Origin of the sequence: Pseudomonas sp. AF03-9 (assembly GCF_020515815.1) — a bacterium.
Lineage (GTDB): Bacteria > Pseudomonadota > Gammaproteobacteria > Pseudomonadales > Pseudomonadaceae > Aquipseudomonas.
The window spans coordinates 16,477-40,335 of sequence record NZ_JAHPJF010000012.1 but is presented as its reverse complement, the minus strand read 5'-3'; the positions used below and the strand labels follow the sequence as shown (position 1 = coordinate 40,335).

At 60.5% G+C, this 23,859-nt stretch carries 26 protein-coding genes and 1 pseudogene; 13 read left to right on the top strand and 14 right to left on the bottom strand.

Annotated elements, in window-relative coordinates; genetic code table 11:
* The first annotated feature begins 353 nt into the window (after positions 1–353).
* Positions 354–2,045 carry a long-chain-fatty-acid--CoA ligase FadD1 gene (fadD1, locus tag LIY36_RS15475; protein WP_226456216.1) on the top strand — a complete coding sequence of 564 codons (1,692 nt, stop codon included), beginning with the start codon at positions 354–356 and terminating at the stop codon, positions 2,043–2,045.
* A gap of 103 nt (positions 2,046–2,148) precedes the next feature.
* Here the strand turns inward: fadD1 and LIY36_RS15470 are convergent, their stop codons facing one another.
* Positions 2,149–2,526, bottom strand: a complete 378-nt coding sequence (locus LIY36_RS15470; RefSeq protein WP_226456215.1) for a hypothetical protein — start codon at positions 2,524–2,526, stop codon at positions 2,149–2,151.
* 199 nt (positions 2,527–2,725) lie between these two features.
* On the opposite strand from LIY36_RS15470, the gene LIY36_RS15465 reads away from it, so the two are divergent.
* The 3 genes from LIY36_RS15465 to def all read left to right on the top strand — a co-directional run bounded on the left by LIY36_RS15465 (position 2,726) and on the right by def (position 4,567).
* The gene (locus LIY36_RS15465; protein ID WP_192301030.1) at positions 2,726–2,911 is read left to right on the top strand and encodes a CsbD family protein; all 186 of its coding nucleotides are present in this window, start codon (positions 2,726–2,728) and stop codon (positions 2,909–2,911) included.
* Positions 2,912–3,079: 168 nt separating this feature from the next.
* A complete protein-coding gene (locus tag LIY36_RS15460) occupies positions 3,080–4,024 on the top strand; it encodes a YihY/virulence factor BrkB family protein (protein ID WP_226456214.1) in 945 nt (314 codons plus the stop codon).
* 3 nt (positions 4,025–4,027) lie between these two features.
* Positions 4,028–4,567 carry a peptide deformylase gene (def, locus tag LIY36_RS15455; RefSeq protein ID WP_226456213.1) on the top strand — a complete coding sequence of 180 codons (540 nt, stop codon included), beginning with the start codon at positions 4,028–4,030 and terminating at the stop codon, positions 4,565–4,567.
* A 137-nt stretch (positions 4,568–4,704) separates the two neighbouring features.
* Here def and LIY36_RS15450 read toward each other — a convergent pair whose 3' ends face one another.
* From LIY36_RS15450 to gstA, 3 genes are all read right to left on the bottom strand, one after another.
* Positions 4,705–5,523 carry a class I SAM-dependent methyltransferase gene (locus tag LIY36_RS15450; protein ID WP_226456212.1) on the bottom strand — a complete coding sequence of 273 codons (819 nt, stop codon included), beginning with the start codon at positions 5,521–5,523 and terminating at the stop codon, positions 4,705–4,707.
* A 60-nt stretch (positions 5,524–5,583) separates the two neighbouring features.
* Positions 5,584–6,021 carry a GNAT family N-acetyltransferase gene (locus tag LIY36_RS15445; RefSeq protein ID WP_226456211.1) on the bottom strand — a complete coding sequence of 146 codons (438 nt, stop codon included), beginning with the start codon at positions 6,019–6,021 and terminating at the stop codon, positions 5,584–5,586.
* Between the two features lie 275 nt (positions 6,022–6,296).
* Complete coding sequence (gene gstA, locus LIY36_RS15440) at positions 6,297–6,899, bottom strand: glutathione transferase GstA (protein ID WP_192301035.1); 603 nt, start codon at positions 6,897–6,899, stop codon at positions 6,297–6,299.
* 96 nt (positions 6,900–6,995) lie between these two features.
* On the opposite strand from gstA, the gene LIY36_RS15435 reads away from it, so the two are divergent.
* From LIY36_RS15435 to LIY36_RS27865, 3 genes and pseudogenes are all read left to right on the top strand, one after another.
* Complete coding sequence (locus tag LIY36_RS15435; RefSeq protein WP_226456210.1) at positions 6,996–7,865, top strand: LysR family transcriptional regulator; 870 nt, start codon at positions 6,996–6,998, stop codon at positions 7,863–7,865.
* A 123-nt stretch (positions 7,866–7,988) separates the two neighbouring features.
* A pseudogene (locus LIY36_RS27870) lies at positions 7,989–8,807 on the top strand (PAS domain-containing protein); the annotation flags it as partial.
* Positions 8,781–9,353 carry a methyl-accepting chemotaxis protein gene (locus LIY36_RS27865; protein ID WP_442962217.1) on the top strand — a complete coding sequence of 191 codons (573 nt, stop codon included), beginning with the start codon at positions 8,781–8,783 and terminating at the stop codon, positions 9,351–9,353. The pseudogene LIY36_RS27870 and the gene LIY36_RS27865, both read left to right, overlap by 27 nt.
* A gap of 146 nt (positions 9,354–9,499) precedes the next feature.
* Here LIY36_RS27865 and LIY36_RS15425 read toward each other — a convergent pair whose 3' ends face one another.
* From LIY36_RS15425 to LIY36_RS15405, 5 genes are all read right to left on the bottom strand, one after another.
* Complete coding sequence (locus tag LIY36_RS15425; RefSeq protein WP_226456209.1) at positions 9,500–9,988, bottom strand: hypothetical protein; 489 nt, start codon at positions 9,986–9,988, stop codon at positions 9,500–9,502.
* Between the two features lie 159 nt (positions 9,989–10,147).
* The gene (locus LIY36_RS15420; protein ID WP_226456208.1) at positions 10,148–10,561 is read right to left on the bottom strand and encodes a hypothetical protein; all 414 of its coding nucleotides are present in this window, start codon (positions 10,559–10,561) and stop codon (positions 10,148–10,150) included.
* Positions 10,562–10,717: 156 nt separating this feature from the next.
* Positions 10,718–11,452 carry an NAD-dependent epimerase/dehydratase family protein gene (locus tag LIY36_RS15415; protein WP_226456207.1) on the bottom strand — a complete coding sequence of 245 codons (735 nt, stop codon included), beginning with the start codon at positions 11,450–11,452 and terminating at the stop codon, positions 10,718–10,720.
* A gap of 109 nt (positions 11,453–11,561) precedes the next feature.
* Positions 11,562–12,194, bottom strand: a complete 633-nt coding sequence (locus LIY36_RS15410; protein ID WP_226456206.1) for a glutathione S-transferase family protein — start codon at positions 12,192–12,194, stop codon at positions 11,562–11,564.
* Positions 12,195–12,393: 199 nt separating this feature from the next.
* Complete coding sequence (locus LIY36_RS15405; protein ID WP_192301070.1) at positions 12,394–13,425, bottom strand: LacI family DNA-binding transcriptional regulator; 1,032 nt, start codon at positions 13,423–13,425, stop codon at positions 12,394–12,396.
* A gap of 213 nt (positions 13,426–13,638) precedes the next feature.
* On the opposite strand from LIY36_RS15405, the gene LIY36_RS15400 reads away from it, so the two are divergent.
* Positions 13,639–14,172 (top strand): gluconokinase, encoded by a 534-nt coding sequence (locus LIY36_RS15400; RefSeq protein ID WP_226456205.1) that lies wholly within the window; start codon positions 13,639–13,641, stop codon positions 14,170–14,172.
* A gap of 84 nt (positions 14,173–14,256) precedes the next feature.
* Entirely contained in the window at positions 14,257–15,609 is a 1,353-nt protein-coding gene (locus LIY36_RS15395; protein ID WP_192301043.1) for a GntP family permease, read from the top strand.
* 98 nt (positions 15,610–15,707) lie between these two features.
* Here the strand turns inward: LIY36_RS15395 and alaC are convergent, their stop codons facing one another.
* The gene (gene alaC / locus LIY36_RS15390; RefSeq protein WP_226456204.1) at positions 15,708–16,919 is read right to left on the bottom strand and encodes an alanine transaminase; all 1,212 of its coding nucleotides are present in this window, start codon (positions 16,917–16,919) and stop codon (positions 15,708–15,710) included.
* A gap of 196 nt (positions 16,920–17,115) precedes the next feature.
* On the opposite strand from alaC, the gene LIY36_RS15385 reads away from it, so the two are divergent.
* Positions 17,116–17,595: a GyrI-like domain-containing protein gene (locus LIY36_RS15385; protein WP_226456203.1), complete on the top strand. Its 480-nt coding sequence runs from the start codon at positions 17,116–17,118 to the stop codon at positions 17,593–17,595.
* Positions 17,596–17,696: 101 nt separating this feature from the next.
* Here LIY36_RS15385 and LIY36_RS15380 read toward each other — a convergent pair whose 3' ends face one another.
* The gene (locus LIY36_RS15380; protein WP_226456202.1) at positions 17,697–18,206 is read right to left on the bottom strand and encodes a GNAT family N-acetyltransferase; all 510 of its coding nucleotides are present in this window, start codon (positions 18,204–18,206) and stop codon (positions 17,697–17,699) included.
* A 157-nt stretch (positions 18,207–18,363) separates the two neighbouring features.
* Between LIY36_RS15380 and LIY36_RS15375 the strand changes: the two genes are divergently transcribed.
* Positions 18,364–18,843, top strand: coding sequence for an SRPBCC family protein (locus LIY36_RS15375; protein ID WP_226456201.1), 480 nt, complete (start codon positions 18,364–18,366; stop codon positions 18,841–18,843).
* Between the two features lie 138 nt (positions 18,844–18,981).
* Here the strand turns inward: LIY36_RS15375 and LIY36_RS15370 are convergent, their stop codons facing one another.
* Entirely contained in the window at positions 18,982–19,836 is an 855-nt protein-coding gene (locus LIY36_RS15370) for a LysR family transcriptional regulator (protein ID WP_226456200.1), read from the bottom strand.
* Between the two features lie 87 nt (positions 19,837–19,923).
* Here LIY36_RS15370 and LIY36_RS15365 point away from each other — a divergent pair, with 87 nt between their 5' ends.
* Entirely contained in the window at positions 19,924–20,436 is a 513-nt protein-coding gene (locus LIY36_RS15365) for a multidrug/biocide efflux PACE transporter (protein WP_226456199.1), read from the top strand.
* Here LIY36_RS15365 and LIY36_RS15360 read toward each other — a convergent pair.
* Complete coding sequence (locus LIY36_RS15360; protein WP_192301050.1) at positions 20,335–21,093, bottom strand: SDR family NAD(P)-dependent oxidoreductase; 759 nt, start codon at positions 21,091–21,093, stop codon at positions 20,335–20,337. The two genes, LIY36_RS15365 and LIY36_RS15360, sit on opposite strands and share 102 nt — an antisense overlap.
* A 106-nt stretch (positions 21,094–21,199) precedes the next feature.
* Between LIY36_RS15360 and LIY36_RS15355 the strand changes: the two genes are divergently transcribed.
* Positions 21,200–22,096 (top strand): LysR family transcriptional regulator, encoded by an 897-nt coding sequence (locus LIY36_RS15355; RefSeq protein ID WP_192301051.1) that lies wholly within the window; start codon positions 21,200–21,202, stop codon positions 22,094–22,096.
* 49 nt (positions 22,097–22,145) lie between these two features.
* Here LIY36_RS15355 and LIY36_RS15350 read toward each other — a convergent pair whose 3' ends face one another.
* Positions 22,146–23,762, bottom strand: coding sequence for an inorganic phosphate transporter (locus LIY36_RS15350; RefSeq protein WP_192301052.1), 1,617 nt, complete (start codon positions 23,760–23,762; stop codon positions 22,146–22,148).
* Between the last annotated feature and the right edge of the window lie 97 nt (positions 23,763–23,859).

Here is a 23,859-nt window from a genome sequence, read left to right as displayed (position 1 = left end):
TGCCCGCGAATGCGGTGCATCAGTCGACATATCTGTGTGACTGGTACACCGCATTCGCGGGCAAGCCCGCTCTCACATTTGCTGTTCGGTGTCCTCAAAGCCTTATTCCAGAGCCTTTCCCGAGGCAAATTAAGTGCTGTTTATAGTGTGACCAAATATTGTAGGACAGTCGCGAATATGACTGTAGGGCCCGCGTTTGGCTCTAGTCGGCCCTTGGCAAAGCTGCTACTCTCGGCGCGCTTTGTGACGTCTCGGCCTGCTTGAAAGCGCCAGATTCACCTTAAAAAAACATACACCAATAATAATCGCATCAAATGCGATGATGAATTCGCGTCGCTGAGGAGTGGGCTTCCATGAACGAAGACTTTTGGAAGGATAAGTACCCCGCCGGGATTGCTGCAGAAATCAATCCAGACGAGTATCCGAATATTCAGGCGGTACTGAAGCAGTCCTGCCAGCGCTTCGCCAACAAACCGGCTTTCAGCAACCTGGGCAAGACAATCACCTACGGTGAGTTGTACGAATTGTCCGGTGCTTTCGCCGCGTACCTGCAACAGCACACCGACTTGAAGCCCGGCGACCGCATCGCCGTGCAACTGCCCAACGTCCTGCAGTACCCGGTCGCCGTGTTCGGTGCCATCCGGGCCGGCTTGATCGTGGTCAACACCAACCCGCTGTACACCGCGCGGGAAATGGAACACCAATTCAACGACTCCGGTGCCAAGGCCCTGGTCTGCCTGGCCAACATGGCGCACCTGGCGGAAAAGGTCGTGCCCAAGACCGCCGTCAAGCATGTGATCGTCACCGAAGTCGCTGACCTGTTGCCGCCGCTCAAGCGTCTGCTGATCAACAGCGTCATCAAGTACGTGAAAAAAATGGTCCCGGCTTATCACTTGCCCAAGGCGATCAAGTTCAACGACGTGCTGGCCAAGGGGCAGGGCCAGCCGGTCAGCGACGCCAACCCCGCCAGCAGTGATGTGGCCGTGCTGCAATACACCGGCGGCACCACCGGCGTGGCCAAGGGTGCGATGCTCACCCACCGCAACCTTGTCGCCAACATGCTGCAATGCAAGGCGCTGATGGGCTCGAACCTCAATGAGGGCTGCGAGATCCTGATCACGCCGCTGCCGCTGTACCACATCTATGCGTTCACCTTTCATTGCATGGCGATGATGCTGATCGGCAACCACAACATCCTGATCAGCAACCCGCGCGACCTGCCGGCGATGGTCAAGGAATTGTCCAAGTGGAAGTTCAGCGGTTTTGTCGGCCTGAACACGCTGTTCGTGGCGCTGTGCAACAACGAGGCGTTCCGCAAGCTGGACTTCTCTGCGCTGAAGGTCACCCTGTCGGGCGGCATGGCCCTGCAACTGGCCGCCGCTGAGCGTTGGAAGGACGTGACCGGTTGTGGCATCTGCGAAGGCTACGGCATGACCGAAACCAGCCCCGTGGCGACCGTGAACCCGATCCAGCATATCCAGATCGGCACCATCGGCATTCCCGTGCCGTCCACCGTGTGCAAGGTCATCGCCGATGATGGCACCGAGTTGCCGCTGGGCGAAACCGGCGAGCTGTGCGTGAAGGGCCCACAGGTGATGAAGGGCTACTGGCAGCGTCAGGACGCCACCGACGAGATGCTCGACAGCGAAGGCTGGTTGAAGACCGGCGACATCGCGATCATCCAGCCGGATGGCTACATGCGCATTGTCGACCGCAAGAAGGACATGATCCTGGTCTCGGGCTTCAACGTGTACCCCAATGAGCTCGAAGACGTGCTGGCCGGCCTGCCGGGCGTACTGCAATGCGCGGCCATCGGTGTGCCGGACGAGAAGTCCGGGGAGATCATCAAGCTCTTTATCGTGGTCAAACCGGGTGCCACGTTGACCAAGGATCAGGTGATGGAGCATATGCGCGCCAACGTCACCGCCTACAAGGTGCCCAAGCTCGTGGAATTCCGCGATGCCTTGCCGACTACCAACGTGGGCAAGATCCTGCGGCGTGAGTTGCGTGATGAAGAGCTGAAGAAGCTCGGCCTCAAGAAGTAACCCCATAAAAAACCCCGCGAATGCGGGGTTTTTTACGCCTGCTGATTTCCAGGATTGGAATCCAATCCAATGCGGGAGCTCCCACAGTTTTTGAACCGGGTTCTTACAGGGCGAACTGGGCGAAGCTGATACCCGCACCGGCTGGCCGCACATCCTTCAGGAAGGAATCCTTGTCTGCGCTCAGCTCCAGGGTGATCTCCGGCTTGCGCTTGCCCGCATTGCGCACCACCAAGCCTTCGATGTGTTCGCGCAAAAACGCCGTCGGCACCTTCAGGTGCAGCAACTGGTCGGTCTCGGCGTTGTGCATCAACAGGTGAATCCACTCGTACTGGCCCACCGCAATACGGCCCACCGGCAGATCGAACCACCAGATGTTGCGTTTGCGGTCCAGGTCGGTGAAGTGGCAGTTGTTGACGCCGAGTACGGCACCGCCCAGTTCGGTGTTTCTGCGGGCGATGGCCTGTGCTTTATTGAGTTTCATAACCTTCCTACGGGATCTGTTATTCAGCGTTATAGCCTGAATGTGCCGGGCATTCTCGTGGGTTGGCCACAAAACATAAAGCCAAACCTGCGCCCGGCGATGAAATGTCCGTGGAAAATAATTGAAACTCTGCCGGACAGCCCCGGGTCAATTTCTACGTAATGACCAAAACCCTTGATTGTTCTTCTGGAGAAATACCATGGGCAGCACAGCGGATAAGGCAAAAGGTTTGAAAGACGAGGCCGTCGGCAACATCAAGCAAGGCATCGGCAAAGTCACCGGAAACGACAAACTGCGCGCTGAAGGCGTGGTGCAGGAAAAGAAAGGCCAGGTTGAAAAGGCCATTGGTGACACCAAGGACGCGGTCAAGAAAGCCGTCAAATAAGGCAGCACTTGAGCAGTCGGAGCGGCCATCCACGGATGGCCGTTTTTTTGTCACCGGATGCGGTTAAAGTTTCGAAATTGTTTCAAGGTCGCCAAATAAGCTACCTTGATGTAGAAAACGGCCCCTGAGTCGCCCTTGAACTCATCTTTTGCGGCGAAAGGAGACGCTATGATTTTTCCGGTCCTTGATGGCCTCAAGCTACATAAAGTGTTGGTGCGCACCGTCAAAGAGTTCGTCGATGACGAGATGTCCACTTACGCCTCGGCGCTGGCCTACCAGATGCTGTTTTCGCTGTTTCCCTTCCTGCTGTTCCTCATCGCCCTGATTGGTTTCCTGCACCTGCCCGATTTCTTCACCTGGCTGCGCCTGCAGTCGGAGCTGGTATTGCCGCCCCAAGCCCTGGAGCAGGTCAACCCGGTGATCGACCAGCTGCAGCAATCCAAGGGTGGGCTGCTGTCGGTGGGTATCGTGATTGCGCTGTGGACCGCTTCAGCGGGTGTGCGCCTGATGATGAGCGCAATGAACGCCGCCTACGACGTCGTCGAAGGCCGGCCGATCTGGAAGCGTTTTCCGCTGTCGATTTTCTACACCGTCGGCATTGCCGGCATGCTGCTGGCCGCTGCGGCGCTGATGGTGCTCGGCCCACAAGTGATGGAATGGGTGGCGGGCCAGATCGGCATGCAGGAGTTCGTGGTCACCCTGTGGACCATCCTGCGCTGGCCGCTGATCGTGATCCTGCTGATGTTCGCCGTGGCCCTCATGTACTACGTGATGCCCGACGTAAAACAGAAATTCCGCTTCATCACCCCAGGCTCGGTATTGGCGGTGGTCGTGTGGATTGTCGCGTCCCTGGGCTTTGGCTACTACGTCAAGACGTTTGCCGACTACAACGCCATGTACGGCAGCATCGGTGCGATCATCGTGCTGCTCCTGTATTTCTACATTTCCGCCGCCGTGTTGCTGCTGGGGGCAGAGATGAATGCCGTAATCGAACACATGTCGGCTGAAGGCAAGGAGCCTGGCGCGAAGGATTTCGACGAGCCAGCCCATGAAAAACAGCATGTCTCCGGCCTCGGCCGGGACCATTCCAAGCCCACTACTGATGAAGTCTGATCGATGATCCGTGAAATCCTGAAAATGGGCGACGAGCGCCTGCTGCGTATCGCGCCACCGGTGCCGCCGGAGATGTTCGACAGCCCCGAGCTGTGGCAATTGATCGACGACATGTTCCAGACCATGGAGCACGTCGGTGGTGTCGGCCTGGCCGCCCCGCAGATCGGCGTTGACCTGCAACTGGTGATCTTTGGTTTCGAGGCCAGCGAACGCTACCCGGACGCGCCGCCGGTGCCGCAGACCATCCTGATCAACCCGTTGATCACGCCGCTCAGTCCGGTGTTGGAGGAGGGGTATGAAGGCTGCCTGTCCGTGCCCGGCTTGCGTGGTGCGGTGAACCGTTACCAGCAGATTCGCTACGAGGGTTTCGACCCCAAGGGCGAGCCGATCGTACGGGTTGCCGACGGGTTCCATGCGCGGGTGGTGCAGCATGAATGCGACCACTTGATCGGCCGGTTGTACCCGTCGCGGATTACCGATTTCAGCAAGTTCGGATTTATCGAAGTGATGTTCCCCGACATGGACCCCACGGCTGACGATTAGCTTTCAAGCCCAATGAGGCAAAACTGTGGGAGCGGGCTTGCTCGCGAATGCGGTGTTTCAGCCGACATATCAGGTGACTGGTACACCGCATTCGTGAGCAAGCCCGTTCCCACAGTTGGAATGCACTTCAAATAGGTTTATTTGGCTGGCTTGACGAACCGCAACGTCAGCCGATCGGACTCACCAATTGCCACATACCTGGCCTTGTCCTGTTCGCCCAACTTCAACGTCGGCGGCAAAGTCCACACCCCCGCCGGATAATCCTTGGTGTCCTTGGGGTTGGCGTTCACTTCACTCTGCGCCGCCAGCTTGAACCCGGCATCGGTGGCCAGTTTCACCACCTGGGCGGTGGTCAGGTAGCCGCTGTCCTTGATTGCTTCCAGGTCTGCTCCGTCCTTGGCCCGGTGATCTTCCACGCCCAGTACGCCACCGGGCTTGAGCACCTTGTAAAACGCGCTGAAGGTCGCGTCGGCGGTGCCCGCCAACACCCAGTTATGCACATTGCGAAAGGTCAGCACCGCATCCGCCGAGCCCGGCTTGCCGAACACCGGCGCCTTGGGATCGAACTCGAGGACTTCGGCCTTGCCATACCGCGTCGGGTCTGCGGCGAATTTCTTCTTCAGGTTCTCTTCGGACGTACGCGCGTAGGCGCTGCTGCTCGCGGCCTGTACGGCAGCGATGTAATGCCCGTGGTCCTTGAGCAGCGGTGCCAGCAGCTCGCTGTACCAACCGCCGCCCGGGGTGATTTCGATCACGCTCTGTTTGGCGCCCAGGCCAAAGAATTCCAGGGTCTGTTGTGGATGGCGATAACCGTCGCGGGCGCTATTGGCCGGGTCACGCCAGCTGCCGGCGAGTACGCTTTGGTATTGCTTGGCGCTGATCGGCGCGTCGGCGGCCTGGCTGAGGGGCGGGACGAGGAGGGCGGTGAGGCAGAAAGCTGCAAGCGTCGTTTTCATGATCATCCTGTGAGGGGGCCACTGTGTCGCCGAGGCTAGCATGGGCCCTGTACCCACGGATCACACATTATCCGAGGTCAACCTCACTAACGGTTCTAAGCCCATGGCGATCATCGGCTTGTTGCGTTTGTAGCGCACCAGACGTTCGCTGAGGGATTGCGGTAGCAGTGTGTCCTGAGTGAACCCCATGCGTTGATACAACCCTTCCAGGTCCGGATGGCACAGCAGCCATACGGTGCCTTCGCACGCGGCCACCGCCTGCAGAATCAGGGTTGCCGCCAACCCCCGGCCGCGATAGGCCGGGTCTACAAACACCCCGGTCAACCACTGCCCGCCCACCACCGGCGTCAGGCACAGGCCCGCGACAATCTCGCCGTCGCGTGCGACCCACAAACGCCCGCCCTTGAGCGCTTTCATCGAGCAATTGTGGCTGCGATAGAACTTGTTCAGCAGCGGCCACAGGGGGTCTGCCAGTAGATCGATGGTCAACTCGGGCATGGTGTTCAGACGACGTGATGAAGGGGACGCGATTATAAGCGCCTTCTGTCGGGCAATAGGTGGTATACCCAGTGTCACGTTCCCTGACAGTGGAGTACGCATCATGGCCAAAGGTATGGATTCAAAGAAAGCCGCGAAGAAAAAACCGGCAAAAACCGCCGATGAAAAACGCGCCGACAAGAAAGCCAAGAAATCCGAGGGTGGTTTGTTCGGCCATTGAGTTTCAAGCCTGATGTGGGAGCTGCCTGGCTCCCACATGCTCATCCCATTTCAGCTCATTGAGCTTCTGCCGCCAGTGCCGCAATCACTGCCGGCCGCTGCCCGACCCTTTGTTCAAACGCCTGCAGCGCCGGCCATTCGCGCAGATCAATAGCGTGGAACGCCGCCCAGCGCAGCACCACGAACAGATAAGCATCCGCCACCGAATACTGCGAACCCAGCAGATAGTCCTGGCGCTCCAACGTCTGCACCAGAATCGCAAAGCGCTTGAACAGTGTGGCCTGGAACATCGCCCTCACTTCGCCTTGGATCGCTCCGTTGAAGAACACCGCCAGCCCGCCATGGATCTCGGTGGCAATAAAATTCAGCCATTCCTGCAAGCGCACCCGCTCCCAGCTGCCATTGGCCGGGGCCAGTCCGGCGGCGGGTTTCAGGTCTGCCAGGTATTGCAGGATCGCGCTGGCTTCGGTCAACACCTGGCCGTTGTCCAGTTGCAGTGCCGCCACGTAGCCCTTGGGGTTGATCTGTAGGAAGTCCTCACCGTTGGCCGTGGTTTTTGCCTGGTTATCCACCTTCACCAACTCAAATGGCAGCGCCAACTCCCGCAGCACGATGTGTGGGGCGAGGGAACAGGCGTGAGGGAAGTAATACAGTTTCATCGAGGGCAGCTCCGTTGGATTTGCGCCAGTCTCGCGGGCATGACACCGTGCGTAAAATTAAACCTTCAGAGCCCTGCCATAAGGACAGCTACTGCCATGATGAACCTGATGCACTGGCGCCTGCTGGTGGCCGTTGCCGACCACGGCAGCATCACCGCCGCCGCCGAGCACGTGGGCATGACCCAGTCCGCCGCCAGCCAGGCCATGGCAGGCATGGAGTCGACCCTGGGGGCGCAACTGTTTACCCGCGCGCCGCGCCAGACCTTGCCCACCGCCCTGGGCCTGAGTGTGATCGAGCAGGCGCGGGTGATGCTCGGCGCCTTGCAGGCGATTCGCAGCACCGTCGACGAAGCCAGGCCGATGTTGCGTGGAAGTCTTCGCATCGCCAGTTTCCCCATGGTGCTGGCGACGTTTCTGACGCCGCTGTTGCAGCGTTTCGCTCAACTGTACCCAGGCATCGACGTCACCACCCTGGAAGTCACCGACAACGAAGTGAACACCTTGCTCGACGCCGGCCTGATCGATCTGGGCGTGGTGCTCAACCCCAAGCCGGAGCGCAATGCCACGGTGTTGGGGCGCGACAACTGGCTGGCGGTGTTGCCGCAGGCGCATGCACTGGCCCAGCGTCCGGCGGATGCCACGCTGACGCTGGAGGAGTTGTTGCAACAGCCGTTTGTACTGGCCACTGGCGGCTGCACTGCCAATGCCCGCAGCCTGGCCGCCGAGGCGGGGCTGACTTTGGCTGATATTCGCGTGCAAGTGCGCGAATGGAGCAGCGCCTTCAGCCTGGTGCGTGATGGCATCGGCGTGACCCTGGTGCCCGAAGTGACACTGCCTGTCCAGCGCCAGGGCCTGCGGGTGATGCCAGTGGCCGTGCCCCTGCACCGTGAGTTCTCTTTGGTCGCCTCGCAAACCTGCCCGCCCTCCGCAGCCGCCCGCGCGTTGTTGAAAACGCTGGCTGACTAGTGGCCTTGCGTAACGCCGAGCCCTGTCTATGCTCATCCAAAACCGATGGTGACACTTGGCATATAAAACGTTTCGGATGGTTTGTTCCCCATGAAAAGCGTGCCAGCAGTATCCAACTGATGAATGGAATGCGCCTTGCAGGCGCCGGGACTCAAGGGTGATCTGACCATGTTCAACCGCCATCACAAAGCCGATCTGCGCGAAATCGAACGTTTCTCCTGCGCCCTGACCGAAGCCAACGCCAAACTCGCCGCCATCAGCCGTTCGATGGCGATGATCGAGTTCGATCGCAATGGGGTGATCCTGGATGCCAACGACAACTTCTGCAAAACCATGGGTTACAGCGCCGAGGAAATTCGCGGCAAGCATCACCGGATTTTTTGCGACGAGGCCTACACCCAAACCGAGCCCTACGCCAAGCTCTGGCGCGACCTGGCGCGGGGGGAGGCCATCAGTGGCACCTTCATGCGCTTGAACAAGCACGGCGAGGAGGTCTGGCTTGAAGCCAGCTACATGCCGGTGCTGGACAGTGACAATCAGGTACAGAGTGTCATCAAGGTGGCGTCGGATATTTCCGCGCGGGTCCACCATGAACACGAAAACCAGAGCCTGATCGATGCCATCGGCCGCTCCATGGCGGTGATCGAGTTTACTCCGCAAGGGCAGATCCTCAACGCCAACGACAACTTCCTGCGCACCGTGCAGTACTCCCTGGACGAAATCATCGGCCAGCATCACAGCATGTTCTGCCACCGCAGCGAGGTCGAATCGCCCGCCTATAAGGCGTTCTGGGCGTCGCTGAACCGCGGCGAATATCACTCTCACCGCTTTGAGCGCAAAAACAAATACGGCAAGACGCTGTTTCTGGAAGCGTCCTACAACCCGATCTTCGACACCAATGGGCGCCTGTACAAAGTGGTGAAGTTCGCCAGCGACATCACCGACCAGGTCTCGACCCTACGCAACGCTGCCGATTCGGCCCACGCCACATCGGTACAAAACGACGCCTGCGCGCGCAAAGGTTCGGAGGTGGTGCAGCAAACCGTGCAGATCATCGAAGAAATTTCCCAGGACTTGAACCAGGCCGCCGTGAGTATCGACGCGGTGAGCAAGCAGTCGGACATCATCGGCGCCATCGTGCAGACCATCCGTAGCATTGCCGAGCAGACCAACATGCTCGCGCTCAATGCCGCCATTGAAGCCGCCCGGGCAGGTGAGCATGGGCGCGGCTTTGCGGTGGTGGCCGATGAAGTGCGCAGCCTCGCGGGGCGCACCAGCCAGGCGACGGTGGAGATTGTCGACGTTGTACGCAAGAACCACGACCTTTCGCTGAGCGCGGTGTCGAGCATGCAATCGAGCCTGAGCCGCACGGGGCTGGGTGTGGAACTGGCGAATGAGGCAGGGCAGGTGATCCTGGAAATCCAGGAAGGGTCACGGCACGTGGTGGATGCGATCAGTCAGTTCAATTCGACCCTGCAACTGCAATAACACCCGTAGTGAGCGGGCTTGCCCGCGCTGGGCGGCGAAGCCGCCCCAAATCCAGGCACCTCGGTCTTCCTGATCCTCCGCGGCGATCTGTTTGGGGCGGCTTCGCCGCCCGGCGCGGGGCAAGCCCGCTCACTACAGGTTGCGTTTTAGATTGCGGCGAGGGTTTCTTTTACGCTTTGAGCCGGGTCAGTGGCCTTGGCGGCAACCTGCTGCTCTTGCTGCTGCTTCAAACGCTCGGCCACTTGCTTGGAAATCGCGTCCTGCTTTTCCTGCGTCATGTTCTGCACATCCGCTTCGGTCAAACCCTGTTCCTTGAGCAATTGTTCACGGATACGCTCGGCCGGAGTCTTGCTCATGTAGTCGGTGAATTCCGAACGTGCCGCCGACGTGGCATTGACCGCTGGAACATCCGTGGTTGCCGCCTGCAACTGCACGCGGGTCTTGGCGAAGGCTTCGTCGATACGGTCGGCGGCCTTGTCCAGTTCCTTCTGCGCGGCCGGCACGGTAATGCTCTGCTGCGCCGCTTGCACCGCACCGCTGTACAGCGCGCTGGCGGCGGCGTTGGCGGGGTCCATGTCGGAGCGCTTGAGCTGCTGGAGGGTCGTCACAGCTTGGGTGTTGTTGTTAACCAGCATGATCGGTCACCTGGGGAAATGTTCGTGTGCCACAGGTGGAGCAAATAGCGTGCCGAGGTTTATTCCCTTTGCCGCGTGGCTTCTGGCCGGCGGGAGCGGCAATGAATGGCCCATGCAGGGCTGTTCATTGCCGCTTGTGCTGCAAAGTATTGCCTGGGTTTAGGCTTTGATATCGAAGTGGCCCGCGAGTGTGTAGTCAGTATTTTCTACGGTGACGACGACATCGAACTTGCCTGAAGCCTCAGCATTGGCTGTGCTGAAGCTTTCCAGCGTCAATGTCCCACTCTTCGCTGGAAAAGACTGCCTGGCGCTGCCCACTTGGCGGAAGTAGTTCACCGAGTAGGTATCGGGAAAGCCTTGGGGAATGGTGTGTTGACCCAAGCTCGCGGAACTGGGGAAATCAATTTGCACGCCCCTCGAGCTGCCATTGGTTTCAGGCTGCAAGCCGTCCAGCGTAATGTTTCGGCCGCCGTTGCCCCATTGGCGATACGAGGTGGTGACGGCGTCAATAGGGCCATCAGGCGCACTTGTAGCAATCAGAGTTTTTCCGGGTAGTCCCTTGGTATTGGGCATGTCCAGCTCCTCTTTCGTCATCGGAGGGCGGCCCGAGCTGGGCTCGCCTTCCGAGAGTAGATACCCGGGGGAATTAGGGCGGTACTGTCATAATTAACAGTTATGACGCCTGGCTGACGAATGGCAGTGGTGTGCTTTCCATGGGCATTGATTGCTTTAAGTGATGGGGATTTCAAAAGTCTGGAAGGCATCGTCCACCGGTTGATAACCCAGCACCCGCGTGGTTTCGCTCAAATCCAGGCGCTTGAAGCGGTTGTTGGAGATGCCATGGGCGATCAGGTGCCTCACACCCTCGGTTTCTACCGAGCGTTGCAGCAGCTGCACCGCATCGCGCGGGCTGAGCCAGGCGCTGAGGTCGCGGGCGTTGTTGAGGTCGTGGGTTTCGACAAACTCGAAGGCGCCAATGCGCAGGGCAATCGTCGACAGCGGGGTTTTCGCTGCGTAGTAGGCACACAGCGCCTCACCGTAGCATTTGCTCACGCCATACAAGTTGGCCGGCATCACCTGCATGCCGGGGATAATCTGGCGGTCCACCGGGTAGCCTTCGATGGTCTGCGCGCTGCTGGCGAAGACCAGACGTTTGACCCCGGCGGCCACGGCGGCTTCGAACAGGTAGGTGGTGGGGAGGATATTGTTCGGCAGCAATTCGTCGAACGAAGCGCTGGCGTGGGGGATGCCCGACAGATGCACGATCACGTCGATGCCGTCGAGCAGCGCCGCCAGGCCGGTTCTGTCACTGAGGTCGGCGTGTACGAAACGGTGTTCGCCGAGGGCAAAATCCGGGGCGATGCGGTCGGTGAGAGTGAAGCGGTAACGGTCTTTCGAGGCGTCGAAAAACGTCTTGCCGATTCTGCCGCAAGCGCCGGTGAGCAGTACGTTGAGTCCTTTCATGTGACCTCCGGTTAGATAGAAGTTGTGAGCTTCGGGCTTCGAGCTGCAAGCTTCAAGCTGAGAGGCTGTTACTTGCGGCTTGTAGCTAAAAACTTGACGCTGCTTCTATTCAATCATGGCCGTCGAGGGCGAAGGTCTGGAAACCGGGGCGCTGGCTGAGGCGCTGATAGTAAGCCTCGACAGCGGGGTAGGGCGGATGCTCCAGCGGCGCGTTGCGCCAGCGGTGCACCGACAGGCCGACGAGGATGTCGGCCAGGGTGAACTCATCGCCAGCCACGTAGGCGCCGGTCTTGAGCAACTGTTGTTCGAGCAGGCCCATCTTGCTGTTCCAGGCTTGCACGCCGGCCTGGATGCGCTGCGGGTCCTGGTAGTCGGGGTTCTGGCGTACCAGTGCATGGAACGCGTAGCCCCAGGACGGGTTGAGTTCGGTGGCTTGCCAATCCATCCATTGCTCGACGCGCGCCCGTGGCGCGGGTTCGGCGGGCAGCAGGTCATGGCGTTCGTAGAGGCCCACGAGGTAACGGCAGATGGTGTTGGATTCCCACAACACACCGTGATCGTCGATCAGCACCGGCACCTGGGCGTTGGGGTTCAGGGCGAGGAACTCGGGGGATTGGGTGGGGGTGTAGCCGATGCCCCAGTCTTCGCGCTTGTAGTCGATGCCGAGTTCCTGGCAGGTCCACAGCACTTTGCGCACGTTGATGGAGGAGGTGCGGCCCAAGATTTTCAGTGAGTGTCCCATGGTGCTTCCCTTGCGGTGGAGAGCAGCCAATCTAGCAGGGGCAGTAAGTTACGGCGATATTTCCAAGTGGGCAGTGTAAAAAAATGTGGGAGCGGGCTTGCCCGCGAAAGCGTCGGGGCAGCCAATAACCCTTTGACTGAAAGACCTCCATCGCGGGCAAGCCCGCTCCCACATTTGGAGAGTGCCCGGCTTTGGACGGTCAGGTACTTTCGCGCACCTGCAACTCAAAGCCCATATCCACCACCGGCTTGGCCACCTTGTTGCCCGCCATGATCGTCAACAGATGCTCCGCTGAACGCCGACCAATCGCTTCACGCGGCGTGCTGATGCTGCTCAGGCGCGGCACCATGAACGATGACGACGGCAAGTCGTTGAAACCCAGCACCGCCACGCGTTCCGGCACCTTTATGCCGTGGCGCAGGGCTTCGAGCAGAGCGCCCTGGGCCAGGTCGTCATTGCCGAAGAAGATCGCGTCCACATCGGGATGGGCGGCCAGCAACTGCAGGAACAGTTCGCCGCCCAGGCCCACGGAGGACGGGCGTGGCGTCAGCACTTCCAGCGCCGGGTCGTACAGGCCGGCCTGTTGCAGCGCGCGGCGGAAACCTTCGCCACGCAGCAGGGTGCGTTGGTCCAGTTGCGCGCCTATATACGCCAGGCGCTTGCGCCCACGGGCCAGCAGGTGCGCAGCCGCCGTTTCACCGGCTGCCAGTTGCGAGAAGCCTACGCAGTTCACGCCGGCGTTGGGGTCCAGGTCCATCATGTAGACGCAGGGAACATTGCTGCTCTCGACCATCCGTCGGGCGCTCTCGGTCCGGTCGAAGCCGGTCAGCAGCAAACCCCGTGGCTGGTAGGCCATGTAGTTGCGCAGCAGGTTTTCTTCTTCGTCGCGCGAATAGTGGGAGTTGCCGATCAGCACTTCAAAACCCTTGGGCCGCAGCACTTGGTGGATGGCTTCGAGGGTTTCGATAAACAGCAGGTTGGACAGCGACGGCACGATCACCACCACCGAATGGCTCTGGGCCGAAGCCAGGGCGCGGGCGGCGGGGTTGACCACGTAATTCAACTCGGCAGCGGCGTGCTGGACTTTTTCGACCAGCTCTGTCGCTACGGTGCTGATGCCGCGCAGGGCGCGGGAGGCGGTAATCGGGCTGACGCCAGCGAGGCGGGCGACTTCGTTGAGGGTCGGGCGACCCGTGGTGCGCAATTTTTTATCGTTCTTGGAGGTCATCAGGCGGCTTGCCAAACAAAAATCGAGGCACTAAGGTAGCGCTGTCTCCAAAAGGCTGCAAATTCTTGAACAAAGGGTTGCCTGATCCTGTTCAAACGCTTGGAGCGGATGCACGCGTCACTCCATAAAAAAAGACAAGACGGCGCGGGAAAAGCCTGTTTTTGCACTAGCCTTACAGCGTGCAAAGGTAGCGCTATCTGCGTCCTGAGGTGTTTCATGAGTCAACCTGTTACTGCCCTGGTCATCATGGGTGTTGCTGGCTGTGGCAAGACCAGCGTCAGCGAAGCCGTGTGCCGTCTGAACGGCGCTACCGCCATCGAAGGCGACAGCTTCCACCCTGCCGCCAACATCGAAAAGATGAGCGCCGGCCACCCCCTCAACGACGACGACCGCGCCGGCTGGCTCGACATCCTTTGCGATGAACTGCGCCGTTCGCTAAAAGCCGGGAAACACCCGGTACTCACCTGTTCAGCCCTCAAGAAGAAATACCGCGACCACCTGCGCGAAGCCGCGCCGGGCCTGGGTTTCGTGTTTCTGGAGCTGAGCCGTGAAGTGGCGTCCGACCGCGTGTCCCATCGCCCCGGCCATTTCATGCCGGCCAGCCTGATCGACAGCCAGTTCGCCACCCTTGAGTCACCCGTGGGCGAGCCGCTGACCCTGGCCCTCAACGCCAGCGTCGACAGCGTCGAGCAATTGGCCGAGCAGACCCATGCCTGGTGGCTGCAACACGGCTTCGAACCTTCCAAGTGATTTTTTGCCGGAAAAGATAGCGCTATCTACGGCAGGAAATTCAACACCCGCTTTAATAACAACAACAAACAGGAGAGACCCCCCATGTTTGGCATGTCCCACGAGTCCTACCTGCTGCTAGATGCAGTGGTCACTATCATCGGGTTGATCGTTCTGATCACCAAGTTCAAGGTTCATCCGTTCATTGCACTGATCATCGCGGCCGGCTTCCTCGGCCTGACCTCGGGCATGCCCGTGGACAAGATCATCAAGGCGTTCCAGGACGGCTTCGGCGGTGTGCTCGGCTTTGTCGGCATTATCCTCGCGCTGGGTACGATGCTCGGCAAGATGATGGCTGAATCCGGTGGTGCCGATCAGATCGCCCAGACCCTGATCCGTGCCTTCGGCAAGGAAAAGGTCCAGTGGGCCATGATGTTCGCCGCGTTCCTGGTGGGCATCCCGCTGTTCTTCGAGATCGGTTTTGTACTGCTGATCCCGCTGGTATTCATCGTCGCGCGCCGCACCGGCGTGTCGCTGATCAAGATCGGCATCCCGCTGCTCGCCGGCCTCTCGGCGGTGCACGGCCTGGTGCCACCGCACCCGGGCCCGCTGCTGGCCATCGGCGTGTTTGGCGCGGACATCGGCAAGACCATCCTGTACGGCCTGATCGTGGCACTGCCGACCGCCATCATTGCCGGCCCGATCTTCGGTACGTTTATCGCCAAGTACATCCCGGGCAATCCGTCCCAGGAACTGGTCGATCAACTGGCCCGCGAGTCGCAACACAAGTCGCTGCCGAGCTTCAGCATCACCCTGATCACCGTGCTGCTGCCGGTGTTCCTGATGTTGCTGAAAACCTTTGCCGACATCGGTCTGCCGGACGGCCATATCGTGCGCAACTGGATGGACATGATCGGTCACCCGATCTCCGCGCTGTTGCTGGCGTTGTTGCTGTCGCTGTACACCTTTGGCCATCGCCAGGGCATTCACTCCAAGCAGATCCTCAAATTGCTCGACGCCAGCCTTGCGCCGACCGCCGCGATCATCCTGATCATCGGTGCCGGTGGTGGCTTCAAGCAGATGCTGGTGACCAGTGGTGTGGGCGACGTCATCGGCCATATGGCGGTGAACGCACAGATCAACCCGATCCTGCTGGCGTGGCTGGTGGCGGCGGTGATCCGCGTGGCGACCGGTTCGGCGACCGTGGCGACCATTACTGGCGCGGGCATCGTGGTGCCGGTGGTGGGGATGATTCCAGGGGTTAACCGTGAGCTGCTGGTGCTGGCGACGGGGGCGGGGTCGTTGATCCTGTCGCACGTCAACGATGCGGGCTTCTGGCTGGTGAAGCAGTACTTCAACATGACCGTGGCGGAAACGTTCAAGACGTGGACGGCGATGGAGACGATCCTGTCTGTGGTGGCACTGATCTTCATCATGCTGTTGTCGCTGGTGGTCTAACCGACACACCACAAGGGCAGGGTGCAAACCCAATCCAAATGTGGGAGCGAGCAAGCCCGCTCCCACAGTTTTGACCATATTCCTACAGGGGGATTGGGTCAGGCCTTGGTGACCAACCCATCCGCACGAAACATCCCGCGAATCCCCCGCACCGCCTGCCGTATCCGGTCCTGGTTCTCGATCAGCGCAAAGCGCACATGATCGTCGCCATACTCACCAAAGCCGATGCCCGGCGACACACACACCTTCGCCTCCAGCAGCAGCTTCTTGGCAAATTCCAGCGAGCCCATTTCGGCATACGCCTCGGGAATCTTCGCCCAGACGTACATCGACGCCTTTGGATTTTCCACCATCCAGCCCAGTTCATGCAGGCCCTTGACCAGCACGTTGCGGCGCTGGCGATACTGCTCGGCAATGTCCTTCACGCACTGTTGGTCGCCTTCCAGCGCGGCAATCGCCGCCACTTGCAGCGGGGTGAAGGTGCCGTAGTCGTGGTAGCTCTTGATGCGCGCCAGGGCGTTGACCAGTTCCGGGTTGCCCACCATGAAACCAATGCGCCAGCCGGCCATGTTGTAGCTCTTGGACAGGGTGAAGAACTCCACCGCAATGTCCTTGGCACCGGGCACTTGCATGATCGACGGGGCTTTCCAGCCGTCGTAGACGATGTCGGCGTAGGCCAGGTCGTGGATTACCAGTACGTCATATTGCTTGGCCAGGGCGATCACGCGCTCGAAGAAGTCCAGCTCCACGCACTGCGCGGTGGGGTTGGACGGAAAGCCCAGGATCATCATCTTTGGCTTGGGGATCGAGCCGCGAATCGCCCGTTCCAGTTCGGCGAAGAAATCCACGCCGGGAATCAGCGGCACCGATCGCACCTGGGCGCCGGCAATCACGGCACCGTAGATGTGGATCGGGTAGCTGGGGTTGGGCACCAACACGGTGTCGCCCTGGTCCAGGGTGGCCAGCATCAAGTGCGCCAGGCCTTCCTTGGAACCGATGGTCACGATGGCTTCCGACTCGGGGTCGATGTCCACTTCATAACGGTCCTTGTACCAGCGCGAAATCGCCCGGCGCAGACGCGGAATGCCTTTGGAGGTGGAGTAGCCGTGGGTGTCTTCACGCTGGGCCACTTGTACGAGTTTCTCGACAATGTGCGGCGGCGTGGGGCCGTCGGGGTTGCCCATGCTCAAGTCGATGATGTCTTCGCCGCGCCGACGCGCAGCCATCTTCAGCTCGGCAGTGATATTGAAAACGTAAGGGGGGAGTCGATCTATGCGCGCAAAGCGGCGCGGCGAACCTTGGTCGGCCATTGTTGCCTCGAGAGTACGTAAGCGCCCGGAACCGTCCGAGCGACGTTGGCCACTGCGGTGGCCTGCGGGGCAGACAATACGGTCGATGATGGCCAGTTGTCCAGATGCGTAGGAAAATTTTCTGCTTGGAGTGCAGCGTCGATATAGCCCTATACTCGATGCGGGTTTGTTCCCCCATAAGAAGGAGACTGTTCCAATGGATCAGCACACAACACAACCGTTAGAGCCACGCATGGAAGAGGGTAAAGCTCTGGTGATCGCCGGTGTACAAGGGCGTTATTCGAAGGCCACCGTGGGTGATATTCCCAAATTGTGGGAGTTGTTCGACACCTGCATCAAAGACATCAAGCAACGCGTCGGCGGCGTGACTTACGGGGTGTGCCATAACCCCAACCACGGCGAGTTCGACTACATGGCCGGGGTGGAAGTGCCGCGTAAAAGCGATGTGCCCGGTAACTTCGAAACCGTTGAAATCCCAGCCCATCACTACGCCGTGTTCCCGCATTACGGGCCGGTACAGGCGCTGGAGCAGACCTATGAACGCATCATGTTCGAGTGGTTGCCGCACTCGGGCTTCAAGGTGGCGGGGCCGGATTTCGAGCGTTACAGCGCGGATTTTGATGTGACGAAGGGCACGGGGACGGTGGAGGTCTGGCTGCCGGTGGAGCCCAAGTAAACCCATCGATCTCTGTGGCGAGGGCGCCTGCTGGCGCTGGACTGCGCAGCAGGCCCCTCGCTGGGGGACGCTTCGTGCCCCAACGGGAGCAAGCTCACTCGCTACAGGTCTAGCGTCGTTGACTCGGCAATGGCGCATTTCAACCTGCGCTCATACCCCACCCGCGCCTTGTACGCCTCCCCGCAATCCACCCATCCAGCTCCAAGATACAAGCCCATTGCCGCCACATTTTCGGTGTCCACCGACAACTCGATCCCCTTGATCTGCGGCCACGCCAGCAACGCCGCATCGGGCAGCGCCTGCAAGCACGCCTTGCCAAACCCGCGCCCTTGTTGGCCACGATCGACTTGCAGCGCATGCAGCGTGGCGCTGTGCTCGTCGGCCCAATGGGGCAGGCACGGCGGGCGTTTGAGCAGCAGGAAAGCCACGGGCTGGTCGTCTGCGAGGAGGGCGAAGCCTTTGATGCCAGGGTTGGGATTGACCCGCAGGCTGTTCAGCGCGCAGTAGATGTCGCCGCAAAACGGCAGCTGTTCGGGGTGCACTTGCAGGCTGTCGAGCTGCTGTTTTTGCAACATGCTCAACGTCTCATAGGGGACGAGGCGGGTTTCCATCGGGGCTGCATCCCAAATACTACAAAGAGGCGCGGATTCTAGCGGGTTTGGCGCCGGTCTGGTCGAGTGCCACCTCCCGGCGCTGCGAACTATAGTGAATGCCGTGCACCGTTGACTCTCTGAACACAACAAACATAAGACTCAGGAGGTTTATTCCATGTCTACCCAACCTGCCGAATTTGAGTTGTCCATCAGCCGTGTGATCGACGCGCCCCGCAGCCGAGTGTTCCGCGCCTGGACCGAGCCGGCGCTGCTGCAACAATGGTGGGGCCCCCACGGCATGACCACCCCCGAATGCGAAATGAACCTGTGGGTCGGTGGGCTGTTTCGCACCCTGATGCGCGCGCCGGACGGCAGCGAATACCCGACCGAGGGCGTGTTCCTGGAAATCGTCGCGCCCCAGCGGCTGGTGTTTACCGATGCGTTCAGGCCGGGGTGGATCCCCTCGGGCAAGGCGTTCATGACCGCAGAAGTGACGTTGCAGGAGGTCGAAGGCAACAAGACGCTCTATACCGCGCGGGCGATGCATTGGAGTGCTGAGGATAAACAAGCGCATGAAGCGATGGGCTTTCATGACGGCTGGGGCCAGAGCCTGGATCGCTTGGTGACGCTGGTCACAACCGGCATGCGCGATTGACCAGGCTGTAGGCAATCAACACTGTGGGAGATTCTATGGTTGAGGGGCAGCATATCCGCCAACAGTGCCGCCGCCTTCGCAGCCTCGCCAAAGCTCGACGCATTTGCTCTGCATTGTTGCGCCCAGCATATTCGGGCATCACTCCAACATCTTGCCCAGTAACCAGCTCCCCGCCGGCCCCGGCGGGTGGTGGCGGGACCACAGGGCATCCACCGCCACCGACCGCGGCCAGCTGCGGGCCTTGAGCTCCACCAGGCGGCCGCCGTCAAAACGCTCCACCAGCCAGCGCGGCAGCGGTGCCCAGCCAAAGCCGAGCTGGGCCATCTCCATCAACATCAAGTAACTGGGCGCCGACCACACCCGCCCGCTGGCACGGGTTTCAGTCGGGTTGATGATGCTCGCCAGGCGCAGTTCGCGGTGTTGGCGCAGGGTGTCGACGGGGATGCTTTTCAGCCTGGCCAGCGGATGTTCGGGCGCGGCAAACAGGGCGATTTCCGTGCGCTCTTGCACTGGCGCGCCGGTGATGTCGGGCGGGTAAGTCTCCTGTTGTTCGATAAACGCGATTTGCGCCCGGCCACTCTGTACCAGGGCGATCAAGTCTTCGCACTCGGCGATCAAGCATTCCAGTTCAAGGTCCGGATAACGCTGTTCAAACGCACTGAGGGCGACTTCAAAGCGGTCGGACTGGTAGGTGTCGGACATCGCAATCGTCAGCTTCGGCTCCAGGCCCTGGGACAACTGGCTCGCCGCCAATTCCAGGCGGCTGCTGGCTTCCAGCACCTGTTCGGCGCGTTGCAGCAACACATGCCCGGCCGGGGTCAGCGTTGGCTTGCGGCTGCTGCGATCAAACAGCACCACGTCCAGGTCGATCTCCAGGCTCGCCACCGCCGCGCTGACCGTCGATTGGCTCTTGCCCAGCTTGCGCGCCGCCGCCGAAAACGAGCCCTGGGTCGCCGCCTGGACAAACGCCTGGAGCACTTCATGTGAGGCCATGACTATCGCCTTGATCGATGGTTATTGGTTACGAAGTATCGGCACAAGGGGTAATCATGGCAACCTCTTCACTCACGGAGCCGGGCCATGACCCCTACCAAATCGATGACTGAACGTGTGTGCCAAGCCCTGGGTTTTGAAGGCCTGGCCTTGTTGATCTGCACCCCGTTGCTGGTGTGGATCACCGGCCGGCCGGCGTTGGAGATGGGCGCTGTCACGCTGGGGATCAGCCTGTTGGCGCTGACCTGGAACATCATTTTCAACAGCCTGTTCGACCGCCTCAAGGCGCGTCTGCAACTGGCCAACAACAGCGGCACGCGGGTGCTGCATGCGCTGATGTTCGAAGGCGGGCTGATCCTGGTGTGTGTGCCGTTGATCGCGGCGTGGCTGAACATCAGCTTGATGGACGCGTTTATCCTCGACATCGGTGTACTGCTGTTCTTCCTGCCGTACACCTATGTCTATCACTGGGTCTATGACGTGCTGCGTGACAAGTTCCTACAGAAACATGCCGCCCGAGGCCTCGATGCGCTGCCCGGTGATCCAGTGGCTGCCGTCGGCCAGCAAGAGGGAAATGGCCCCGCCAATATCGTCCGGTAAACCGGCGCGACCCAGGGCGGTATTGTTGGCGACCATCGTGTTCAATGCGGCGTTGTCACGCACGGCGCCGCCGCCGAAATCGGTCTCGATGGCACCCGGTGCAAGGATGTTCACGCTGATGCCGCGACCGCCCAACTCCTTGGCCTGATAGCGCGTGAGCACTTCCATTGCGCCTTTCATCGCGGCATACGCGGCATAACCCGGCAGGCTGAAGCGCGCCAGGCCGCTGGAAATATTGAGAATGCGACCACCGTCGCGGATCAGCGGCAGCAGCTTCTGGGTCAGGAAGAATGGACCTTTGAATTGGATCGCCAGCAGTTGGTCGAACTGCGCCTCGGTGGTCTCGGCAAAGCTGGCATGGGCGCCGATGCCGGCGTTATTGATCAGAAAATCGAAGCGCTCCTGTGCGAAAACATCCTTGAGCAAAGTGCCGACGTCGCCAACAAAATCATTGAAGGTCGCGCTTTGGCCCACATCCAGTTGCAGCATCGCGGCACGGCCGCCCAGCGCCTGGATCTGCTCGGCCACCGCCTGGGCTTCGGCGGCAGCACTGTGGTAGGTGCCAATGATGTCGACGCCTTGTGCTGCCAGGTGCAGCGCGGTGCTTTTGCCCAGGCCACGGCTGGCGCCGGTGATCAATGCGATTTTACGGGTCATGGTGCAATCCTCTCGGGTGGTCAGTGGGATTGAGTGTATTTGTCCGGTCATTACGTGATAAACAGCGCTATACCGGAATCACTGGCCGGATAAAGCGAACAATCCCATGAACAAACTTGAGCTGTTGCGCACCTTTGTGCGCGTTACCGAACTGTCGAGTTTCACCGGCGCGGGCGAGAGCCTGGGGCTGCCGCGCTCCACCGTGTCCGAGCATGTACAGGCGCTGGAAGAACTGCTCGGCACGCGCCTGCTGCAGCGCACCACGCGCAAGGTCCAGGCGACCCAGGACGGTCGCGTGTTGTATGAGCGCAGCAAGGACTTGCTGGCGCACATGGACGAGCTGGAAGGGCTGTTCCGCCAGGATGAAGCGCAACTGAGCGGGCGCATTCGCGTGGACATGCCCAACGTGATGGCACGGGAATTGATCCTGCCGCGCCTGCCCGAATTCATGGATGCGCACCCGTTGATCGAACTGGAAATCAGCAGCACCGACCGCCAGGTCGACCTGCTCGCCGAAGGCTTCGATTGCGTACTGCGCGTCGGCGCGCAGCCGGACCAGACCGTCGTCGCGCGGCTGCTGTGCCGCCTGCCGATGATCAACTGCGCCAGCGCGGCGTACTTGCAACGGTATGGTGTGCCCCAGACGCTGGCCGACCTCGCGCATCATCACCTGGTGCATTATGTGCGCCCGTTGGGCTCACGTTCGGCGGGGTTCGAGTACCAACAGGGCAACAAGGTGCAGCGCATTCCCATGGCCGGGCGGGTCACGGTCAACAGCACTGACGCGTACCGTGTGGCGTGCCTGGGCGGGTTTGGGATTACTCAGGTGCCGGCCCTGGGGATTCGCGAGTTGCTGGCCAGTGGGGAACTGGTGGCGGTGTTGCCCGATTACCCGGCGCCGCCGTTGGATGTGTCGTTGCTGTACGCCGGTCAGCGGCACTTGCCGCAGCGAGTGCGGGTATTCATGGATTGGTTGGCCACTCTTTTACAGTCGCAGTTGTAGCCAATGTGGGAGGTGGCTTGCCCCTCCCACATTTTTACCCTCTGCCGGGTCAGAAGAGTTTGGTGAATAGCCAGTAGAGGCTGCCCGACAACACAATCGCCGCCGGCAACGTCAACACCCACGCCATCAACAGATTGCGGATGGTCTTCATCTGCAACCCGCCGCCATTGGCCACCATGGTTCCCGCCACACCGGACGACAACACATGGGTGGTCGACACCGGCAAGCCAAACATATCCGCCGCGCCGATGGTCAGCATCGCCACGGTTTCCGCCGAAGCCCCTTGGGCATAGGTCATGTGGGTCTTGCCGATCTTCTCGCCCACCGTCACCACGATGCGTTTCCAGCCGACCATGGTGCCCAGGCCGAGGGCGATGGCCACGGCGATCTTCACCCACAGCGGGATAAAGCGCGTGGAGTTGTCGATCTGTTGCTTGAACAGTTGCAGCTTGCTTTGGGTATCGGCGTCGAAATTGCCGACCTTGCCCTTGTCCATCAAGCGAATGGTTTCGCTGGTCAGGTACATGTCGTTACGCACGTTGCCCACCGCTTCGGCGGGGACCTTGGCCAGGGAGCCGTAGCCTTTGACCTGCTCGCCGATCTGCCCGGCGAGGGCGGCGAGGGCCGGGATCAGTTGCGGAGTGACTTCCTTGGTACTGACGTACGCCGACAGAATCGGCCGCGGGTTGCCCGGCAATGCCTGCGGCGCGCTTTTCGCCAGCGCGACTTGAGTCACTTCGGCCACGGCGGCGAATTGTAAGGATTGCTCGGCGGGCATGGTGCGGTTCAGCGCGTAGGCCATCGGCAACGTGCCCACCAGGATCAGCATGATCAGGCCCATGCCTTTTTGCCCATCGTTGGAGCCGTGGGCGAACGACACACCGGTGCAGGTGGCGATCAGCATGCCGCGAATCCACCACGGCGGCGGGGTGTCGCCTTTCGGCGCCTTGTACAGCGAACGGTTCTTCACAAACGCGCGCAGGGCCAGCAACAGCAGGGCGGCAAAGCCAAAGCCGATCAGCGGCGACAGCAGCAGCGCGTAACCGATCTTGGTGGCCTGGGCCCAATCCACTCCGCTGGTGCCGTCACGCCCGTGCATCAAGGCATTCGCCACGCCGACGCCGATGATTGAGCCGATCAGTGTGTGGGACGACGAGGCCGGCAAACCCAGCCACCAGGTGCCCAGGTTCCACAGGATCGCGGCGATCAGCAGGGCGAAGATCATCGCGAAACCGGCCGACGAGCCGACCTGCAAAATCAGCTCCACCGGCAGCAGGGCAATGATGCCGAACGCCACGGCACCGCTGGAGAGCAGCACGCCGAGGAAGTTGAAAAAGCCCGACCACACCACCGCAAAATGCGGCGGCAGCGAGTTGGTGTAGATCACCGTCGCCACCGCGTTGGCGGTGTCGTGGAAGCCGTTGACGAACTCGAAGCCCAGGGCAATCAACAGCGCCACGCCGAGCAGCAGGAAGGGGGTCCAGGTGGTGACCACCGTGCCCAGTTCGTGCATGTCGTGCATCAGGCTGTAGGCGGTGAACAGCAGGCCCATGGCGAGCACGGCGAAGAAAATGATCACCGTGAGCAGGTTGGGCTTCTTGTCCAGCCGGGGTTTGGGGTCTGCGGGGGAGGCGTGCGTGGAGGCAGTCAGGGAAGGGGTGGCCATGCCGGAGCATCCAGTGTGAGAGGGATGCTGCCCATGATCATTGCAGAATGTTACAGAGATGCTGCCATATGTCAGTGTTTTAATGATTGAAGATGCC

Coding starts and splice junctions, on each gene's coding strand:
- fadD1 (WP_226456216.1), top strand. CDS start 354: ATGAACGAAGACTTTTGGAAGGATAAGTACCCCGCCGGGATTGCTGCA.
- LIY36_RS15470 (WP_226456215.1), bottom strand. CDS start 2,526: ATGAAACTCAATAAAGCACAGGCCATCGCCCGCAGAAACACCGAACTG.
- LIY36_RS15465 (WP_192301030.1), top strand. CDS start 2,726: ATGGGCAGCACAGCGGATAAGGCAAAAGGTTTGAAAGACGAGGCCGTC.
- LIY36_RS15460 (WP_226456214.1), top strand. CDS start 3,080: ATGATTTTTCCGGTCCTTGATGGCCTCAAGCTACATAAAGTGTTGGTG.
- def (WP_226456213.1), top strand. CDS start 4,028: ATGATCCGTGAAATCCTGAAAATGGGCGACGAGCGCCTGCTGCGTATC.
- LIY36_RS15450 (WP_226456212.1), bottom strand. CDS start 5,523: ATGAAAACGACGCTTGCAGCTTTCTGCCTCACCGCCCTCCTCGTCCCG.
- LIY36_RS15445 (WP_226456211.1), bottom strand. CDS start 6,021: ATGCCCGAGTTGACCATCGATCTACTGGCAGACCCCCTGTGGCCGCTG.
- gstA (WP_192301035.1), bottom strand. CDS start 6,899: ATGAAACTGTATTACTTCCCTCACGCCTGTTCCCTCGCCCCACACATC.
- LIY36_RS15435 (WP_226456210.1), top strand. CDS start 6,996: ATGATGAACCTGATGCACTGGCGCCTGCTGGTGGCCGTTGCCGACCAC.
- LIY36_RS15425 (WP_226456209.1), bottom strand. CDS start 9,988: ATGCTGGTTAACAACAACACCCAAGCTGTGACGACCCTCCAGCAGCTC.
- LIY36_RS15420 (WP_226456208.1), bottom strand. CDS start 10,561: ATGCCCAATACCAAGGGACTACCCGGAAAAACTCTGATTGCTACAAGT.
- LIY36_RS15415 (WP_226456207.1), bottom strand. CDS start 11,452: ATGAAAGGACTCAACGTACTGCTCACCGGCGCTTGCGGCAGAATCGGC.
- LIY36_RS15410 (WP_226456206.1), bottom strand. CDS start 12,194: ATGGGACACTCACTGAAAATCTTGGGCCGCACCTCCTCCATCAACGTG.
- LIY36_RS15400 (WP_226456205.1), top strand. CDS start 13,639: ATGAGTCAACCTGTTACTGCCCTGGTCATCATGGGTGTTGCTGGCTGT.
- LIY36_RS15395 (WP_192301043.1), top strand. CDS start 14,257: ATGTTTGGCATGTCCCACGAGTCCTACCTGCTGCTAGATGCAGTGGTC.
- alaC (WP_226456204.1), bottom strand. CDS start 16,919: ATGGCCGACCAAGGTTCGCCGCGCCGCTTTGCGCGCATAGATCGACTC.
- LIY36_RS15385 (WP_226456203.1), top strand. CDS start 17,116: ATGGATCAGCACACAACACAACCGTTAGAGCCACGCATGGAAGAGGGT.
- LIY36_RS15380 (WP_226456202.1), bottom strand. CDS start 18,206: ATGGAAACCCGCCTCGTCCCCTATGAGACGTTGAGCATGTTGCAAAAA.
- LIY36_RS15375 (WP_226456201.1), top strand. CDS start 18,364: ATGTCTACCCAACCTGCCGAATTTGAGTTGTCCATCAGCCGTGTGATC.
- LIY36_RS15370 (WP_226456200.1), bottom strand. CDS start 19,836: ATGGCCTCACATGAAGTGCTCCAGGCGTTTGTCCAGGCGGCGACCCAG.
- LIY36_RS15365 (WP_226456199.1), top strand. CDS start 19,924: ATGACCCCTACCAAATCGATGACTGAACGTGTGTGCCAAGCCCTGGGT.
- LIY36_RS15360 (WP_192301050.1), bottom strand. CDS start 21,093: ATGACCCGTAAAATCGCATTGATCACCGGCGCCAGCCGTGGCCTGGGC.
- LIY36_RS15355 (WP_192301051.1), top strand. CDS start 21,200: ATGAACAAACTTGAGCTGTTGCGCACCTTTGTGCGCGTTACCGAACTG.
- LIY36_RS15350 (WP_192301052.1), bottom strand. CDS start 23,762: ATGGCCACCCCTTCCCTGACTGCCTCCACGCACGCCTCCCCCGCAGAC.